At 41.9% G+C, this 16,118-nt stretch carries 17 protein-coding genes; 10 read left to right on the plus strand and 7 right to left on the minus strand.

Annotated features, from left to right (window positions below; all coding sequences use genetic code 11):
• The first annotated feature begins 171 nt into the window (after nucleotides 1–171).
• From ONE56_RS19720 to ONE56_RS19735, 4 genes are all read left to right on the plus strand, one after another.
• The gene (locus tag ONE56_RS19720; protein WP_423840817.1) at nucleotides 172–375 is read left to right on the plus strand and encodes a hypothetical protein; all 204 of its coding nucleotides are present in this window, start codon (nucleotides 172–174) and stop codon (nucleotides 373–375) included.
• A 287-nt stretch (nucleotides 376–662) separates the two neighbouring features.
• Nucleotides 663–1,742, plus strand: coding sequence for a galactose-1-epimerase (gene galM / locus ONE56_RS19725; RefSeq protein ID WP_415679424.1), 1,080 nt, complete (start codon nucleotides 663–665; stop codon nucleotides 1,740–1,742).
• Between the two features lie 21 nt (nucleotides 1,743–1,763).
• A complete protein-coding gene (locus ONE56_RS19730) occupies nucleotides 1,764–2,312 on the plus strand; it encodes a sugar O-acetyltransferase (protein ID WP_423841161.1) in 549 nt (182 codons plus the stop codon).
• Nucleotides 2,313–2,546: 234 nt separating this feature from the next.
• On the plus strand, nucleotides 2,547–2,990 hold the full coding sequence (locus ONE56_RS19735) for a DoxX family protein (RefSeq protein ID WP_041155230.1): 444 nt from the start codon (nucleotides 2,547–2,549) through the stop codon (nucleotides 2,988–2,990).
• 137 nt (nucleotides 2,991–3,127) lie between these two features.
• On the opposite strand, the gene ONE56_RS19740 is transcribed toward ONE56_RS19735, so the two are convergent.
• Nucleotides 3,128–4,021, minus strand: a complete 894-nt coding sequence (locus ONE56_RS19740; RefSeq protein ID WP_331437957.1) for a LysR family transcriptional regulator — start codon at nucleotides 4,019–4,021, stop codon at nucleotides 3,128–3,130.
• 137 nt (nucleotides 4,022–4,158) lie between these two features.
• Between ONE56_RS19740 and ONE56_RS19745 the strand changes: the two genes are divergently transcribed.
• On the plus strand, nucleotides 4,159–4,512 hold the full coding sequence (locus tag ONE56_RS19745; protein ID WP_041155180.1) for a DUF413 domain-containing protein: 354 nt from the start codon (nucleotides 4,159–4,161) through the stop codon (nucleotides 4,510–4,512).
• Between the two features lie 150 nt (nucleotides 4,513–4,662).
• Here the strand turns inward: ONE56_RS19745 and ONE56_RS19750 are convergent, their stop codons facing one another.
• The gene (locus ONE56_RS19750; RefSeq protein WP_041155179.1) at nucleotides 4,663–4,914 is read right to left on the minus strand and encodes a DUF3081 domain-containing protein; all 252 of its coding nucleotides are present in this window, start codon (nucleotides 4,912–4,914) and stop codon (nucleotides 4,663–4,665) included.
• A gap of 350 nt (nucleotides 4,915–5,264) precedes the next feature.
• Between ONE56_RS19750 and nagB the strand changes: the two genes are divergently transcribed.
• The 4 genes from nagB to ONE56_RS19770 all read left to right on the plus strand — a co-directional run bounded on the left by nagB (nucleotide 5,265) and on the right by ONE56_RS19770 (nucleotide 8,363).
• The gene (nagB, locus tag ONE56_RS19755) at nucleotides 5,265–6,065 is read left to right on the plus strand and encodes a glucosamine-6-phosphate deaminase (protein ID WP_041155178.1); all 801 of its coding nucleotides are present in this window, start codon (nucleotides 5,265–5,267) and stop codon (nucleotides 6,063–6,065) included.
• A 242-nt stretch (nucleotides 6,066–6,307) separates the two neighbouring features.
• Nucleotides 6,308–6,679 (plus strand): GntR family transcriptional regulator, encoded by a 372-nt coding sequence (locus tag ONE56_RS19760; RefSeq protein ID WP_331437955.1) that lies wholly within the window; start codon nucleotides 6,308–6,310, stop codon nucleotides 6,677–6,679.
• Entirely contained in the window at nucleotides 6,676–7,533 is an 858-nt protein-coding gene (locus ONE56_RS19765) for an ABC transporter ATP-binding protein (protein WP_423840818.1), read from the plus strand. The genes ONE56_RS19760 and ONE56_RS19765 overlap by 4 nt, the downstream gene beginning before the upstream one ends.
• The gene (locus ONE56_RS19770; protein ID WP_331437953.1) at nucleotides 7,533–8,363 is read left to right on the plus strand and encodes a hypothetical protein; all 831 of its coding nucleotides are present in this window, start codon (nucleotides 7,533–7,535) and stop codon (nucleotides 8,361–8,363) included. The genes ONE56_RS19765 and ONE56_RS19770 overlap by 1 nt, the downstream gene beginning before the upstream one ends.
• 76 nt (nucleotides 8,364–8,439) lie before the next feature.
• Here the strand turns inward: ONE56_RS19770 and gltS are convergent, their stop codons facing one another.
• From gltS to ONE56_RS19790, 4 genes are all read right to left on the minus strand, one after another.
• The gene (gltS, locus tag ONE56_RS19775; RefSeq protein WP_041155175.1) at nucleotides 8,440–9,666 is read right to left on the minus strand and encodes a sodium/glutamate symporter; all 1,227 of its coding nucleotides are present in this window, start codon (nucleotides 9,664–9,666) and stop codon (nucleotides 8,440–8,442) included.
• Nucleotides 9,667–9,852: 186 nt separating this feature from the next.
• Entirely contained in the window at nucleotides 9,853–10,569 is a 717-nt protein-coding gene (locus tag ONE56_RS19780; RefSeq protein WP_041155174.1) for a YebC/PmpR family DNA-binding transcriptional regulator, read from the minus strand.
• Between the two features lie 154 nt (nucleotides 10,570–10,723).
• Nucleotides 10,724–10,933: a DUF3283 family protein gene (locus ONE56_RS19785; protein WP_041155173.1), complete on the minus strand. Its 210-nt coding sequence runs from the start codon at nucleotides 10,931–10,933 to the stop codon at nucleotides 10,724–10,726.
• Nucleotides 10,934–11,288: 355 nt separating this feature from the next.
• On the minus strand, nucleotides 11,289–11,486 hold the full coding sequence (locus ONE56_RS19790; protein ID WP_041155172.1) for a PA3496 family putative envelope integrity protein: 198 nt from the start codon (nucleotides 11,484–11,486) through the stop codon (nucleotides 11,289–11,291).
• A 630-nt stretch (nucleotides 11,487–12,116) separates the two neighbouring features.
• On the opposite strand from ONE56_RS19790, the gene ONE56_RS19795 reads away from it, so the two are divergent.
• Complete coding sequence (locus tag ONE56_RS19795; RefSeq protein ID WP_041155171.1) at nucleotides 12,117–12,584, plus strand: hypothetical protein; 468 nt, start codon at nucleotides 12,117–12,119, stop codon at nucleotides 12,582–12,584.
• A gap of 352 nt (nucleotides 12,585–12,936) precedes the next feature.
• Here the strand turns inward: ONE56_RS19795 and ONE56_RS19800 are convergent, their stop codons facing one another.
• The gene (locus ONE56_RS19800) at nucleotides 12,937–14,907 is read right to left on the minus strand and encodes a replication initiator protein RctB domain-containing protein (protein ID WP_041155170.1); all 1,971 of its coding nucleotides are present in this window, start codon (nucleotides 14,905–14,907) and stop codon (nucleotides 12,937–12,939) included.
• Nucleotides 14,908–16,118: the final 1,211 nt, after the last annotated feature.

The following is a 16,118-nucleotide window of genomic DNA, read 5'->3' on the forward strand; positions in this document are numbered from 1 at the left end:
AACCTAATAATGGTGCACATTGGCATCTCAGATTTTTTCCACTAAAGTTAAAGACTGTCTAGATAAGCAGCCATCCACTTTCCATGTAAGGAAAAGCGTTTGCTTGTTTAGCTAGGAACCCAAACATCACAAAAATCATTATCAACGTCATCAAGGCTAGAGGGAATTGGCATGAATCTACATACCTGCGTCATCGTATTAAGGAATCAAAGAGTCATCACCAGCAAGTCGGTTGATCACTCGATTGGCATCATAGAGCGTGACTTAAGCAACGAAATATCAGAAATTCAAATCAACACAACGGATGGTAAAAACATTCAAACCTACCATTACAACACTATTGAAGAATCGCTTGAAAGCTTAATGAACCTTTGAACTCACTAATCCCACACAAACCTTCTCGTCAATGAAAGAGCCCTTTTCTGGCGCTCTTTCATCACCCCTCAGTATTCTGAAAAGAAAAAAGAACAAAAATCAAAAAGTTATACCCGACACTTTACCTTCACATATAAACGGATTTGTTGAAAGCATGCACAAATTAGCTGTGTGTGCCTATTTATGATTGCTTTATCGGTTCATTCCTAAGTTACCTTGTAATATCGAGTTCAACTATGAAGCACAATATTTGAATTTGTGTAAATACAGCTTTATAAGGAGCAGCCATGCTGACTAAGAACCTCTCTCCAGAGTCAATTAAGACTTCGATTGAAGCTGATTTGTTTTCTGATGAATTACCGGCCCACGTGCACACTTTACGTAATCAACGAGGCATGACCGCCACATTCATGGACATTGGTGCCACATGGCTGAGCTGTCAACTGCCTACGGAACAAGGCCCACGTGAAGTCCTATTGGGGATGAAAACACTAAAAGACTATCAAACCCACAGTGCATTTCTAGGTGCCACGATCGGTCGATTCGCTAATCGTATTGCTAACGGACAGTTTCAGTTAAACGGCACAACGCACAACATCACACTGAACAATAATGGAAACAGTCTACACGGTGGCATTGAAGGCTTTGACAAGCGCCGGTGGCAAATAAAAGAAAAAAGTGATTCCCAGATTACATATTGCCTGACGTCTCCCGATGGCGATCAAGGCTTTCCAGGAAACCTAACCGCTGAAGTCGCCTATACGCTGACAGACAATAACCAGGTTCGCATCGAATACTCTGCAATTTGTGATCAAGACTGCCCGATAAACCTAACCAACCATGCCTACTTTAACTTGGATGGTGCAGAATCAGGACAAACCATTCTTAATCACGAACTGCAACTTAGCGCTAATGAGTACCTACCAACCAATGAGACCTTAATTCCAACCGGGGAACTGAGGTCCGTGAAGGGGACTCATTTTGATTTCAATCGTGCTCATCGTATTGGAGAGCAGTTACTTCAAGATGAGGACCAAAAAAGAGCGAAAGGTTATGATCATGCGTTTACTCTACCGAACGAACTCACTGATGGATGCCAAGCCATCGCTCGCCTGATGAGTTCCGACAAGCAAGTCACTATGTCGGTATTTACCGATAAGCCAGCCATTCAACTCTACAGCGGTAATTTCTTAGCAGGGACACCTTCTCGACAAGGAGAGTACGATGACTATCAGGGCGTAGCGCTGGAAACTCAGTTTCTGCCTGATTGCCCTAATCATGAAAACTGGCCCAAAGAGAATCGAAGATTTATTGCCAAACAATCCCTTTATCAATATCAAACCAGTTATCAATTCGAGTACAAATAAATGACCACAGCGTATGAAAAAATGGTGTCAGGCGAGCACTATGATATTAACGATGAAGAATTAATTCGAATTCGAGATACAACACGTGATAGAGCGGCGGAATACAACCAAACCGCCCGCAGCGATCGCCAGCAGCAACGTCAATTACTCAAGCAGATTTTTGCCAGTATTGGCGAAGATGTCCATATGGAGAAGTCCATCAATATCGATTACGGTATTAACACGACAATTGGTAATCATGTGTTTATCAACTTCAATTTCACTCTCCTTGACTGTGCTCCAGTCACGATTGGCGATCACGTTTTTATCGGTCCCAATGTGCAGGTTTACACCGCTCACCATCCACTGGATGCACAGACTCGAAATCAACATGTTGGTTATGCAGAGCCGGTAGAAATTGGCAGCAATGTATGGATAGGTGGAAACTGTGTGATTTTACCTGGCGTAAAAATTGGAGGTGGCGCCGTGATTGGTGCCGGAAGTGTAGTCACGAAAGACATCCCAAAAGATACGCTCGCCGTAGGCAACCCATGCAGACCCAAGCGCAGCCTCAACACGCCTGTCTCATAAACAACATCAAAAAAATAACACTAACACCTAAATAAAGTCCGAATATGTCATTATTAAAACTAAAAATAAAAACTTAACTATTTGATTAAATAAAATAAATAATTATATTCTAATTTTTCGAACTAGTTAATCGGGAACCTATTGTGTTTATCCAAGTATAAGGTGCTTAAACTGTACTCAACAGCAAGGGGAGAATCACTCCTACGTATCAAAATTGCCATTGAGGACAGAATGATGAAAGCACTACTTAAGACAATCACGACATCAAATGCGGGCTTCAGCACACTAGCACTGCGCATTCCTATCGGAATCATTTTTATGGCGCACGGCTCACAGAAGTTGTTTGGCTGGTTCGGTGGTTATGGCTTAGAAGGCACAGGACAATGGCTAGATTCAATTGGCTTAGGTCCGGGCATATTAATGGCCTTTTTAGCGGGTAGTGGAGAGTTCTTTGGTGGCTTATTACTTTTGCTTGGTCTACTCACTCGACCAGCCGCAGCTGTCACAGCGTTCACCATGGTTGTTGCGATCTTCTCCGTTCACTTCGAAAACGGGCTATTCCTATCGAACAACGGTTACGAGTTTGGTCTAGCGCTACTCGCCGCGAGCGTCTCACTGGCATTTTCAGGTGCAGGTAAAGTAGGACTGGACAACTTGCTGAACAAAAAGCTTTCATAATCGTTCAAGCAACGATCAATATCACTGCCTACCACATCAGGATTGATGAATATATTGGCAGCAACCAGTAAAAGCAAAAAGACCCTGACAACACTCAGGGTCTTTTTCAGTTCAAGAAATCTGAACGTCGAGAGATTTTACTCTTCAGGCAAACCAGAGCCTATTTGTTGCAAGCTATATGCGGTTAACGGGTCGATTTCTTTGACGATTTCTTCCACTTGCTTTATGGCATCCACCGAAGAGCTGGCCTTGCGGTAACTTAAATAAATAGGTCGTTGCCAATCTTCCACTTCAGATACCTTGTAAAGCTGGCCATTAGCAATAAACGGCTCAACAAGTGACACTGGCAAGTAAGCCGCCCCACCCTTCTCTAAGATAAAGTCTAGGGCTATACGAGCCGTCGAGGTACGCAGATATGGCGCAGGAATTTTAGGATGTCTTTCCGAGTGTTCAGAAGCAAAACGAGTACCCCAGTCGACGTACACGTATTTATGTTCAAATACCGCATCTAATGAATCTTGTTGTGTCGAAACCAACACCAGAACAACGTCTGCCACTTTTTTACAGTTTAGTTCATCTGCTTTGATTTGATCGAAGGCAAATGCCATATCGAGCGTGCGGTCAAGCAAACTGCGGCTCAACATTTCACGCCCCATCACCTCGGCCATAAAGCCATACCCACCAAAGGAATCAGTGACCACACTCAGGCAGTTCTGAAGGTAAGCGTCCCAAATGTTAGGAGTACCACCTAAAGTCAGCTGCAGAGCTTTCCCATCGTCAAGTGACAATTCCAACTTGGCTTGTTGCAGCGTCGTGACCATTACTTCGGCATAACTAATCAACCGCTCACCTGCAGAGGTGAGTTTTATGTTGTTGCGATCACGAATAAACAGTTGAGTGTCGAAATAACCTTCGAGCTGTTTAATCCGCGCACTGACCGCTGCTTGGGTGATATACAGGTTCTCGGCAGCTCGTCCAAAATGACGAACTCTTGCCAGCTCTAAAAATGTTCTAAAGACCTTTACATCCATAAACCATCTCTCGGTTAATTTAACAACGATACACAATCATGACGATAAAAAAAATTTGTTTTTCTTTTGCTGACTTTAAGCCTAATTTTCACCCTAGTTAATTACATTAATCAATAACGGTGATAGAGGCTGTTGATATGTCTGACACTGAATTCCGTCATGGCAAAAAACGATTTTACGATAACGTAAAATTTCCACGTGGCTTTGCAAAGTCTGGCGATTTTACTCTTACAGAAGAGGAAATCCTAACAATTTATGGAGATACGATGCTTGGTCTTGAATCAGGCGAGTTGACTCCAGAGAACAGCGAAGAAAAGCACTTCGTTAAAGTGTTAGAGAACCCTGGTAAGGCAAAGACCAAAATCGAGCGCACTTGGTTAAAGTACACCCAACTCGCACGAGGACGCAAACGTTTCCACACGTTGAATGGTCGTAACAAACCAGAAGCATTGGAAGACTACACAGAAGACGTCTTGGTCGAAGAAGATTAATACACCAACCACGGTATTTTAAGAACTCAGTACAACCTCATTTGCCGTACTGAGTTCTCATTCCCCAGCGCTACAGATGCGAACACCCTGAGGGATTTTTTCAAAAAGAGCGTGTTGCGTACTACATCACACCTCCTTTTCTAATCCCATCTACTTCGCTAGCATAGCGATTTTCTTTAAAAAGCTTTCTTTCAAGTGCTCTTGGTCGTACTCAAGATGATACGTATTGTGGAAACCAATTTTTAATTCTACGCCATTTCCTCGTAAAAATACGTTGTAACCATCATAGTCAGAAAACGCTTCAATCCCTTCGTAAATTTTCCCCAAATCGGTTGGCATACCGTTATTCATCACGTTTTCGTAAGCTTGCAATACTTTGCTCGGATCGAGTTCATTTTTCATAACGATTTCCTTACCTGTGCAGACATTTCAATTATGGTCAAAAAAACAGCGGCATGCCATATCTGAGCTTGCTCGAACGTCTCGCCTACCAAGCACGACGTCTGTAACGACACTAAGCGATAGAAAATTAAACTTAATTTAAGTCGTAAACTTATTACTGACAGACTTTAGTTACGAGAGAAAAAAGCCCCCAAACATCTCAATACTCAAATCATGATTGGTGAAAAAAAGCACATCGATTAAATAAAAAACAATTTTTTGACCTAAAATGTTGGCAGACACGGAATACTTATTTTATAATGCGAATTAATGTATCACTGCATCTTAAATCCAATAACTAGGGGCACAAAATGAGACTTATCCCGTTAACTCAAGCAGCACAAGTAGGCAAGTGGGCAGCCGCGCACATTGCAAAACGAATCAACGATTTTAAACCTACTGCTGAGCGTCCATTCGTTCTGGGTCTACCGACTGGTGGCACTCCTCTAGCAACTTATAAAGCACTGATTGAACTTTACCAAGCAGGTCAAGTGAGCTTCAAAAACGTTGTAACCTTCAACATGGATGAATACATCGGCATTGCAGCCGATCACCCAGAGTCATACCGTTCATTCATGTATAACAACTTCTTTAACCACATTGATATTCAAGAACAAAATATTAACCTATTAAACGGTAACACAAACGATCACGACGCCGAGTGCAAGCGCTACGAAGACAAGATTAAGTCGTACGGTAAGATCAACCTGTTCATGGGTGGTGTCGGTAATGATGGTCACATTGCTTTCAATGAACCAGCGTCTTCTCTTTCTTCTCGTACACGTATCAAAACGTTAACTGAAGATACGCGCATCGCAAACTCTCGATTCTTTGACGGTGACATTAACCAAGTACCTAAATATGCATTGACTATCGGTGTGGGAACACTACTTGATGCGGAAGAAGTGATGATCCTAGTAACAGGTCACAACAAGGCTTTAGCACTTCAAGCCGCTGTCGAGGGCTGTGTTAACCATCTATGGACAGTCTCAGCACTACAGCTCCATCCGAAAGCGGTTATCGTATGTGACGATGCTGCACAACAAGAGTTAAAGGTGAAGACAGTGAAATACTTCGCTGAACTAGAAGCAGAGAACATCAAAGGTTTCTAAGCGAAAGGCTTTTAAGCGTAAAGCCTTTTTCATGTCTAAAGGCAAAAAACTCTAAAGATAAACGTCATAATCAACCTCCCCCTGTGAGTTTACTCTCATAGGGGGTCTTTTTTGCACGCTGTTACCCCACAGATGACAGCTTCTCCCTTTCTAACTTTGAACTATTTTTTTATGCCAATGTCTACCTTAGTATCTGAGTGTTATACCTATATATAGCACCAATTCAGCTAAAGGGCTCAACCATGGCACATTGGCATGATCGCCAACCGATTTTTCGTCAGTTAGCGGATAAGATCATCCATCAAATTCAACAAGGTATTTGGCAAGAAGGTTCACCATTGCCTTCGGTTCGTCGTGTCGCAGCAGACATGAAGATCAACCACCTGACCGTGATGAAAGGCTATCAACTTCTTGTCGATGAAGGCTTGATAGAAAAGAAACGCGGCCAAGGCATGTTTGTCACAATCGGAGCCAAACAAAAACTCTTAGCCGCAGAAAAAATCCGATTTCTCGACGAACAAATTCCACAGATTGCCGACACATTACAGCGTCTGGACATGTCGCTCAACGAACTGATCCAGCAACTCAAACCACACATTAAGGGTGACCAATGAGCGCATTAGTCAGTGTAAAAAACCTCTCTAAGCACTATCATCAAAAAGGCGAGGCATTGCATGAAGTCAGCTTTGATTTGCACGCAGGTCAAGTGCTTGGCCTTCTCGGCCACAATGGCGCAGGAAAATCAACACTAATCAATGCCCTACTGGGTGTACACGAATACCAAGGAAACATTCGTATTAATGGCTATGAGCCGATCATGCAACGTGACAAGATCATGCGTAACCTCTCCTATATATCGGATGTAAATGTGCTACCTGATTGGATGACCGTGGCACAACTATTAAGTTATACACAAGGGGTACACCCAGGCTTTAACCGGACCAAAGCGGATGAGCTCCTAACACAGACCGACATCAAGCCAAGAGCGCGTATTAAATCGCTCTCAAAGGGAATGAAAGTACAATTGCATCTATCGATCGTTATTGCCACCAATACACAGATCTTGATACTTGATGAGCCGACACTCGGTCTCGACCTCGTATATCGTGAAACCTTTTATCGTCATTTATTAGAATGGTTTCATGATGGTGAACGTGTATTAATAATTACCAGTCATGAGGTCTCCGAAATTGAGCATTTACTGACAGATGTTCTGATCCTCAAACATGGTCGTCCTGTTTTCCAAAATACCATGGATAGCATCAGCAATGACTACTTCATTCTCGATGCCAGTGATGACTACCAACAAAAAATCGAAGCATTGAATCCGTTGTCATCACAAAAAGGACTGGGAACGACCAAATGGCTGCTTCGCTCAAAATACACCGCGCAGGTTGATGGTTGGGGAGAGTGTTATCAAGTTAAATTAGCAGATATATTTTTGGCGCTACAAAAGGAGGCCATATAATGCATTCTCTTCTAGCGATGTTACGCAAAGAATGGTGGGAAAATCCGTTGGTGTATCGCTTACCACTTTTTATGTTTGGCTGTGGCGCGGTGTTATTTATCAGTCTAATTAGCAGCTCAACCCTAGAACACGGTGTATTCTTTCATATCAGTTTCGGGGGAGATTTAAGTGATATGCAAAAATCACTGAGTAACAATGTTCACCTCTTAATCGCTGGTGGTGCGGGTTTACTCTCTATCCTACTGGGGACTCAATACTTCCCAAGAACGCTCCATAAAGAACGCGCAGAAGGCAGTATCATGTTTTGGCGTAGTATGCCTATTAGCAATGTTCAAACTCATGTCGCGAAGCTGGGGTTCGGCCTGCTGGTTATTCCATTAGTTTGCTCGCTCCTTGTCCTCGCGTCGGACTTGATGTTGTGGTTTATCAATATCTATTCTGACTATCAGTTCGAATTTTTGTACCGTCAAACCTCGCTCGGTTATGTATTGCTGCACTGGGTAGAGTTTGTCGCCAGAATGGGATTAGTCGGTGTGTTATTACTGCCACTAGCATTAAGTGCAATGGCGATCTCACAGAAGGTAAACTCACCTTTGGTACTCCTATTAGTTATCATTTATACCCTTCGCTGGATGCCAATTGGCCTGTTTGGATACTACGGCATTGATGATTTTTTCACTGAAATATTCGCTCTGCCACTACGTGCGCTCATCGCTGCCAACCCGTTTGATGAGATCCCTAAGATAGGCTGGACGTATATTGGTATTTATACCTTTCTTGGTATTTTTGCGTGGACAGCAAGCCTAAAATTCAGCCGCACAGTCTCTTAATAAGACTGCACTACTCCAAAAAAAAACGGTCACTACGCAGTGACCGTTTTTTATAGGGCTATGGTGAAAAATTTCTTTATCCGAGGAACGAAATATAACCTTGTAGAATGATCAAGTTGACGATGTCGATAAAAAACGCCCCTACAATAGGTACGACCATAAATGCCTGAGGCGACGGTCCATATCGATTAACGATTGAGCCCATATTCATCACCGCGGTTGGCGTAGCACCTAAGCCAAAACCACAGTGGCCACCTGCAATCACCGCAGCATCGTAGTTTCGTCCCATGACTTTAAACGTCACATAGTAAGTAAAGAATGCCAATACAACGGACTGAACCGCTAAAATGATAAGAAATGGAATCGCCAAGTCAAAAATGTTCCACAGTTTTAGGCTCATTAGTGCCATGGCTAAAAACAGAGACAGCGAGACGGTGCCAAGCATATCCACGGTTTCCGCATGCAATTTACGAATTTTGGTGACTTCTAGAACGTTAGTGACAATCACCCCGATAAACAACGCATAAACAAAATCGGGAATCATCAGCCACGTAATATTGAGTGTATTCACCCATTGTTCCAAATATTTTGCCCCAGTGACACAAATCAGTAGAAAGAACAGTTTTTCAACCACTTTCCTTGCGGTGACTTTGTCTTCTTCATACTGGTTATATGTCACCAACTCCGGAAACTTTTCGTGCGTTTTGGCGCTGCGCCCATATTCAGATTCAACACCATGCTTGTCGACCAAACGCTCGGCTATCGGGCTACCGATGATTCCGCCAATGATCAAGCCAAATGTTGCCGACGCCATCGCAATTTCTAATACGTTGTTTAGTCCATATACATCTTGAAAAGTCTGCGACCACGCTGCACCGGTACCATGTCCGCCTGAGAGTGTAATCGAACCTGCGATAAGTCCCATTAACGGATCTAAACCCAACGCAGTAGCCAGAGAGACACCTACCCCATTTTGAATGATGATGTAAAAGGAAGCCACCGCGAGAAAGACAAACACTTTCGCGCCACCTTTTATTAGTTGAGTGTAGTTTGCAGCTAATCCTACCGTTGAAAAAAACATCAGCATGAATGTGTTTTGCAACGGTAAGTCAAATTCTAAATCGAGACCATTAAAATGAAGAGCAGTAATGATACAGGCTATGATTAAGCCACCCACGATAGGTTCTGGTATGTTGAACTTCTTTAGCACTGGGAGCTTAGCATTAATGAAATTGCCAAGAAAAAGGACACTGATTGCAACCATGAAGGACTCTAACGCCCCAATAGAAATTGTCTGATTCATATCGCCTCATATTGTTTATTATTGTTCTCTTCATCCTCCCTAATGATAGAGCTGTTATTTACTACGATTGGTATCACCTTCCTTCGATAACCAAGACTCTCCTTTGAGTGATATCTAATGTGGACCATAGTGGCAAAAAAAAAGCTTCCTGATGGAAGCTTTTTTACAACCACGAAAATGAATAAATTACAGCTCAGCGTTGTGGTAAACCTGCTGAACGTCATCACAATCATCGAGAAGGTCTAAGAACTTCTGGAACTTCTCTGCATCTTCTCCCGCAACAGGCGTATGAGTTTGAGGGACGAAAGTGATCTCTTCCACATCAAGAGTCAAATCAGGAAATGCACCGTTTAGAGCAGTCTTAGTCTTGAAGAATTCAGTATGCGGTGCAAATACAGTGATTACACCATCCTCAAGTTCAACATCGGTTACATCGACGTCTTCCATCATTAGCGTCTCTAGAATGACTTCGTCATCATCGCCTTTAAACTGGAATACCGCTTGATGATCAAACATGTGAGAAACCGAACCCTCAACACCAATTTTCGCTCCAACTTTAACAAAGCATTGGCGCACATCTTGGAACGTACGGTTACCGTTATCTGTTAGACAGTCAACGATAACACTAGTACCGCCAGGGCCAAAACCTTCGTAGCGTGCAGGTTGGTAATCTTCACCACCCCCGCCACTCGCTTTATCTAATGCTTTATCGATAACGTGCGCAGGAACCTGATCTTTTTTTGCTTTTGCGATTAGGTGACGAAGAGACAAGTTCATGTCTGGGTCGCTACCACCATTTTTCGCGCACATGTAAATTTCTTTACCGTATTTGGAATAAACTTTAATTTTTGCGCCTGCTGTTTTCGCCATTGAGGCTTTGCGCACTTCAAAACTTCTTCCCATCGGGATGTCTCTCTAAATTCAAATTTAATGCGAAGGATTTTAGCAAAAAGCGAAACCTTTTCAATTTTCGCTCAGCAAAGTAATAGGGAGATAATCTCATTCATCGTTCAGCTCGGTATGAGAAACACGATCTCTATCAAGGCGATGAGCCGCTTTATGCGACACCCATTACTCGTTTGTACTTTTCGACCGATTGCTGAAAAAACGCTTTTTCGTCAGCATCACGAATCTTCGAAAGCTGCTCTTCTATTGCTTCAGGGCCAGATTTGGCCTCTCTGAGTTTCCAAACCAAAAACGATGCTTGTTTATCCAGTTCGATTTTGTTTTTTTCATCAGGCGGCAATAAGGATAGATTAAACGACATTCACAGCCTCAGGTACTTTAAATACTAGCCGCGAACTATAGCATACCGAGTCGCAATTGCAGAATAGAAACGCAGTTAACTTGATCAGTTTCAAGTTACTTCATACGTTTTGGCAAGCGTTTTCAATGTGGGCCCCTGTCAAATCGAAATCTGATAAATAGTATTCGCTATTTACACTGTAAAATAGCAACAATAGGTGACAAATCTTGATTACGCGCAACTGGCCTATACCATTCTGGATAAGTAAATTCGAGATAAGTAAATGGTTAAGTTAGCGCGTTAGACCACTCACCAAAATAAAAAGGGCGACCCATGGCCACCCTAGAATATTTTAGATACCTGTTGAAAAATACAATCAATGTATGAGGCCCAACTCTCGTGCTTCTTCAATACTTAGGCCACTTTCACGGATTTCACGGAGCGCTTCTATACGTCTTCTGGCTTCAGCCGACTTGGTTGACTTTTCAGGTTGCACACCGGTTTCTTCTTCGGGTAATTCCCACTTGTGAGCGATGTTACTCATCTCTTCATGGTCGATAGAATTAATGGACATATTTCCTCCGAACACACCATGTTTTCGATGGATAATCTATAGCAAAACCCATCAACACTGATAAGAAAAACTGTAGGGAATTGTGAGCCCAACCGCCCTTTCATTAACTTGGTAATAGATTAATCATTAAAGCTTTGCCAAACACCAGATTTAGGATTAAATTTGAAGGATTAACCTTATGAAAAGTGTGCTGATCTAGCTCTCATTTTTGTCCGTCATCGAAAGACTCCCCTGCCAAACATCTCCATGTAGTTAAACAAAAATCCGAAGTAAATTATCGACCCTAGCTTTCTTCATGCATTCACTTAGCGGCAGAAAAACAAACTCAGCCTTATTTGGCAATTTCAGCTTAGGTGATTCAAACTGAAACTGAAACTGAAACTGAAACTGGATAAGACAGTGCAAATACGCAGTGTCAACACCGCCAACATTTTATTAGACCAATCACAGTATAAGTGATCAGAAATAGCGTAGGAAAAATGCTTGATAACAGGGCGCAATTTTTCGACAAGTAGTTATTCCGCAATCAACCTACTTTATAAACGAGAAAGGCAACGAAGTTATCGAATATTTTAACAAGCTAGATGACCAGTTATTTACTCCGATTGGTATCACTAACAGGGGGCCAGGATGGAACTGAATGTGTGGCAAAAGCACATTTCTAGCTGGTATGAATCACAAAGGCTTGATCAAATAGAACCACTAGAAGCGCTCTTATATCAAGCTCCTGATACTGTGTTTGGTCCAAAGCTGACTGGTCAACAAAGTAAAGCGATCGCATGTTGGTTAGATGGGTGTTTAAGAGTTTATGAGCACACCAAATACCACCAACAAGAAAAGGCGTATCGTATTCTGATCTACGCTAGCGCCAAATTAGAACGCGCCGTTTATGAACACAATTGCGATATCGAGATCAGGCGTTGGTGTATAAAACGCTTACGTCATCTAACAGTGCTTGCTTTAGAATTCTGTAATCAACAGCACGATCAAAAGAAATGGCAACAACACGCACACGACCTGATCGAGTCACACATGGCATTCATGCAGACATTGAACTGGAATGGAATTGGGAAGCATGATCATGGAGTAATGCATTAAACCGAAAACATGATCAAGTATCTTAGATATCTTAGACAAAAAAAAGCGAGTCTCGTTGGACGAAACTCGCGAATCTATTCAGAATGAATGTAACAATATATGAGCCAATCTATTAATCATCAGAAAGGACAAAAGGTTGTCTATTCGTGTTTAATATTAGTCGTGCCCTAGGGTCAAATTGTCATCACTTTGTTAGAGTTAAGTCTATTTTCAATCATAAAAATCACACGCCGAATTCTGGCATCGCGCTATGAAGCACCAACTTTACTGAACATAAACAATCGCTTGGAACGAAGATCTCAAAACTGGACGCTCGTAAGAATGATCAAGAGGTTATGCTACTTGATTAAGCCTAAATAGCCATTTCATCGAGCGCGCGAAATACCATTTCGTCAATGTGGCCATCATAAATTTGTCGACAAACCTTACGTCGTACAGCCAGTCCTGCGATCAAACGCTCGATCGTTAAGTGCTTGATGTCATTTTGGGTATTAAATAACTCAACGGTTTTACTCAATGTTTCGTAGGGGATGGGCTCCTCCCCTACTCTCAACCAATCTAGCTTCTCAATAAACTCTAAGCACTCTTCTTTGATTGAAGCATAGGAGTGCCCGGTCATTGCGGATAACGCCGTTACACTGCGTTCTAGAGCCTCTGAGGATGTATATTTAGATAAGGTAATGGTGATCTCGTCGGCATTGATTTCAACCAGGTGCTTTCTTTGCTTTACTCGTCGTCCTAAATTCCCTCGTGGAGAACGAGCTTTGCGTTGGATAGGCTCAAATTCGCCATCTATGATGCCTGAGAGCTCTTCTAACTGTTGTCGGCTAACTAGCTCATTGCGCAGTGGGTTTGGCAGTGTAGGTGCCATATTGCGCTTACCAGCGTTAGTGGTACGAGCTCGAGAGTAACGTAATACTTCTTCAACATCGCATTTTATGTCCACTTGATAATCCATGATCTTACCATTCTCGATCATTGTTTCGATCGTCAAGTGATATCCCCATAAATTCACGACAAACAGATCGTCGGTCCCTTTCCCATCGGATAAGCGTTTTAATTCACGAATAAGATCCATAGAAAAACGTCGCCATTCGATATTACGGGCTAACTTTTGGTTCAATTCACTGAGAAGCATGCTGTCAGTGTGACGTCGCACCATGCGACTACGAAAAAATGAGTAAAGTTGGAAGACCAGAGTGTGTTGTTTGAGTATTTCTGGAGGAAAAAGGAAAAAGTAATCGCGTGTGAGTAACTCTTCATAAAACGAAGGTTCCCAAACGAGAATATACAAATTAGGTTTTATTCTAATTTCACCATCCGCACCTTCTGATGGGGCTTCCTCAGAAGCGGTGATGGTTCGAGCAAGAAAGCGAAAACGATCACTCTTGAACCCTTCAGGCATGTTCTCGCTAAGCCAACGACCCGTTAACTCATGTAATTGAAAATCGGTAAACTCAATACGATCAATACTGTCACGAATAGAATCACGAGCTGGTCCACTGTCTTTTTTACCGCGTAGTGACAAAATATCCGTGATGTACAATGGTGTTTTATTCGGTACATGTGCCGCATCGAGATGGTATTGATCCTTGTGATGATCGTGATATTGAACAGTGAGCGTAAACAGAGCAAACAATGTCATAAGATCATCGACTGTCATGATATTTTTCGACGATCGAGTTTCAATGACGGCTTTCGTACCAGAGATGGATACCATGGACTTTTGGTAACTTTTCCGTGTTCGAGGAGGAGCAAGAGCTTGATCTATGATCCCTGCCCAATTTGTTGGTGATACCACAAATTGATCGGCTTCATCCTTCATCGTTGGCGGAGTATTCAAGCCATACTCATTCAATAAGCGTTTGTTTACTTGCGTTTGAGCCAGCGCTTTAGAGCGTTTTTGCTTTTCACTCTGTCGAACTTTCTCCGTCACTAAACTGGTTGCCCCTAATACTGAAATCAGCTGATTAGGATTAACAAATTTATGAAGCATGGTTTTTCCGGCCAAACCTTCTTCAAAACGAACTGGTGTTTGGGTAAATAATCCAATATTAACCGCAGCCCGTAGACGCTGCTGCAGAGCCGCGCGAGTAAGTTGACCGTCGGTTGCTTCGACAATTTCGGTCGTTGAAACAAGTCCATCTTTGCTGCTGAAGCCTCGCAATGAGATCAAATTAAGCAACTCTAAGATGCTTTTAGTGACCCCTTTAAAGTGCTGGTATTGCTCTACCCAATCCGCAGAGGATTCGTGCACTTCAAAAAGATGGCCATCTTTGTGGCTCCTTGGTGCTTTAATTAGAATTTTTTCTTCAGCTGTCATTTTAGATCCAGATCACACTAGCCGTAGTTATGCTATGGTTCCGAAGAATAAAGAAAAATAGATCATAAATAAAGAAAAATTGTTGTTTTTTAAATAACTGATCTTTTTGATTATTATGATCTTAATTGATTATATGATCTATTGATCTGGCGTTTTACTTCTTTGTAACTTGTTGTTATGAATGGCTTTTATAGATTGGCACTTCGGAACTATGATCATCTATTTTAGAAAACATGATCATCAATAACTTGAAAGCATGATCATATCCTTCGGTAAGCATGATCATCAAGTTAATGAAAACATGATCAAAATAGTCTCGAAACAATGATCATGAACTTTCTACAGGTTATCCACAGAAGCGGGAGATTATTTTTAATCCTCTTTCCTAATTACAGGTGTTTGCGGCATATATTTACCTCGGAACAATGATCAAGTATGTGTCAATTCATCCGTTTTGTTCCCATTTTGGATAAAAATGAGTCAAGTGGGTAAATATTTAATATTTACACTGCGTTAGTCTACTCATTGAGCGGCTACTTTAAAAGTTAGGAAGCATGATCATGATATAGGGACATATCAAAGATTCTTAGCAACGTTCATCGTTCCGGTGTTTTTGCTTGGCCGTTTTGTCTCATGCCCCAGTCTGCCTACATTTTACCGTAAATTAGCCGGAAAACTTCATGCTTCCGGAGCGCTAATATACTTGATCATTGTTCCGATCCCGGGATCGCACTCTACTTTGCAATGATTTCTCAATTTTTGTCCGGTAACTCATGATCATGCTTCCGTTTCTCTGGCTATTCATGGAAGAATGATCAAGTGCCTACCTTGATCATTCTTCCAAGGTCGTTATTGTCGCTTGGCTTTATTTACTCTGGAACCATGATCAAGACAGCTCAATACCGCAATGTTTAATGCTATCTTAACAGTTCTCGATGTTTCGTTGTTCATTTTACATAATCCGTAATCTAGCTTGAAGATGTAATCGTTCCGTGAAAACACTGGATTTACAATGTAAATGTGTGACGCTGTAACACTTTAAAAGTTTGAATCAATTAAGCGCTCTATGAAAGAATATTTTAGTAAATATTGTGATGTTTTTCTCTGATAATCATCAAACAGACGATTTTAGTGTTTTTTTATGTGATTGTTATTCAAAATGTTTGTTCACCTTTTTGTTGTTTTTGGTTGCATGTGCTGTACAATTGATC

Source organism: Vibrio mytili (assembly GCF_049563345.1).
Classification (GTDB): Bacteria; Pseudomonadota; Gammaproteobacteria; order Enterobacterales; family Vibrionaceae; genus Vibrio; species Vibrio mytili.

What these genes read in the sequence shown, in the direction of transcription:
- ONE56_RS19720 (WP_423840817.1), top strand. Translation starts at nt 172, where the DNA reads ATGAATCTACATACCTGCGTCATCGTATTAAGGAATCAAAGAGTCATC.
- galM (WP_415679424.1), top strand. Translation starts at nt 663, where the DNA reads ATGCTGACTAAGAACCTCTCTCCAGAGTCAATTAAGACTTCGATTGAA.
- ONE56_RS19730 (WP_423841161.1), top strand. Translation starts at nt 1,764, where the DNA reads ATGGTGTCAGGCGAGCACTATGATATTAACGATGAAGAATTAATTCGA.
- ONE56_RS19735 (WP_041155230.1), top strand. Translation starts at nt 2,547, where the DNA reads ATGAAAGCACTACTTAAGACAATCACGACATCAAATGCGGGCTTCAGC.
- ONE56_RS19740 (WP_331437957.1), bottom strand. Translation starts at nt 4,021, where the DNA reads ATGGATGTAAAGGTCTTTAGAACATTTTTAGAGCTGGCAAGAGTTCGT.
- ONE56_RS19745 (WP_041155180.1), top strand. Translation starts at nt 4,159, where the DNA reads ATGTCTGACACTGAATTCCGTCATGGCAAAAAACGATTTTACGATAAC.
- ONE56_RS19750 (WP_041155179.1), bottom strand. Translation starts at nt 4,914, where the DNA reads ATGAAAAATGAACTCGATCCGAGCAAAGTATTGCAAGCTTACGAAAAC.
- nagB (WP_041155178.1), top strand. Translation starts at nt 5,265, where the DNA reads ATGAGACTTATCCCGTTAACTCAAGCAGCACAAGTAGGCAAGTGGGCA.
- ONE56_RS19760 (WP_331437955.1), top strand. Translation starts at nt 6,308, where the DNA reads ATGGCACATTGGCATGATCGCCAACCGATTTTTCGTCAGTTAGCGGAT.
- ONE56_RS19765 (WP_423840818.1), top strand. Translation starts at nt 6,676, where the DNA reads ATGAGCGCATTAGTCAGTGTAAAAAACCTCTCTAAGCACTATCATCAA.
- ONE56_RS19770 (WP_331437953.1), top strand. Translation starts at nt 7,533, where the DNA reads ATGCATTCTCTTCTAGCGATGTTACGCAAAGAATGGTGGGAAAATCCG.
- gltS (WP_041155175.1), bottom strand. Translation starts at nt 9,666, where the DNA reads ATGAATCAGACAATTTCTATTGGGGCGTTAGAGTCCTTCATGGTTGCA.
- ONE56_RS19780 (WP_041155174.1), bottom strand. Translation starts at nt 10,569, where the DNA reads ATGGGAAGAAGTTTTGAAGTGCGCAAAGCCTCAATGGCGAAAACAGCA.
- ONE56_RS19785 (WP_041155173.1), bottom strand. Translation starts at nt 10,933, where the DNA reads ATGTCGTTTAATCTATCCTTATTGCCGCCTGATGAAAAAAACAAAATC.
- ONE56_RS19790 (WP_041155172.1), bottom strand. Translation starts at nt 11,486, where the DNA reads ATGTCCATTAATTCTATCGACCATGAAGAGATGAGTAACATCGCTCAC.
- ONE56_RS19795 (WP_041155171.1), top strand. Translation starts at nt 12,117, where the DNA reads ATGGAACTGAATGTGTGGCAAAAGCACATTTCTAGCTGGTATGAATCA.
- ONE56_RS19800 (WP_041155170.1), bottom strand. Translation starts at nt 14,907, where the DNA reads ATGACAGCTGAAGAAAAAATTCTAATTAAAGCACCAAGGAGCCACAAA.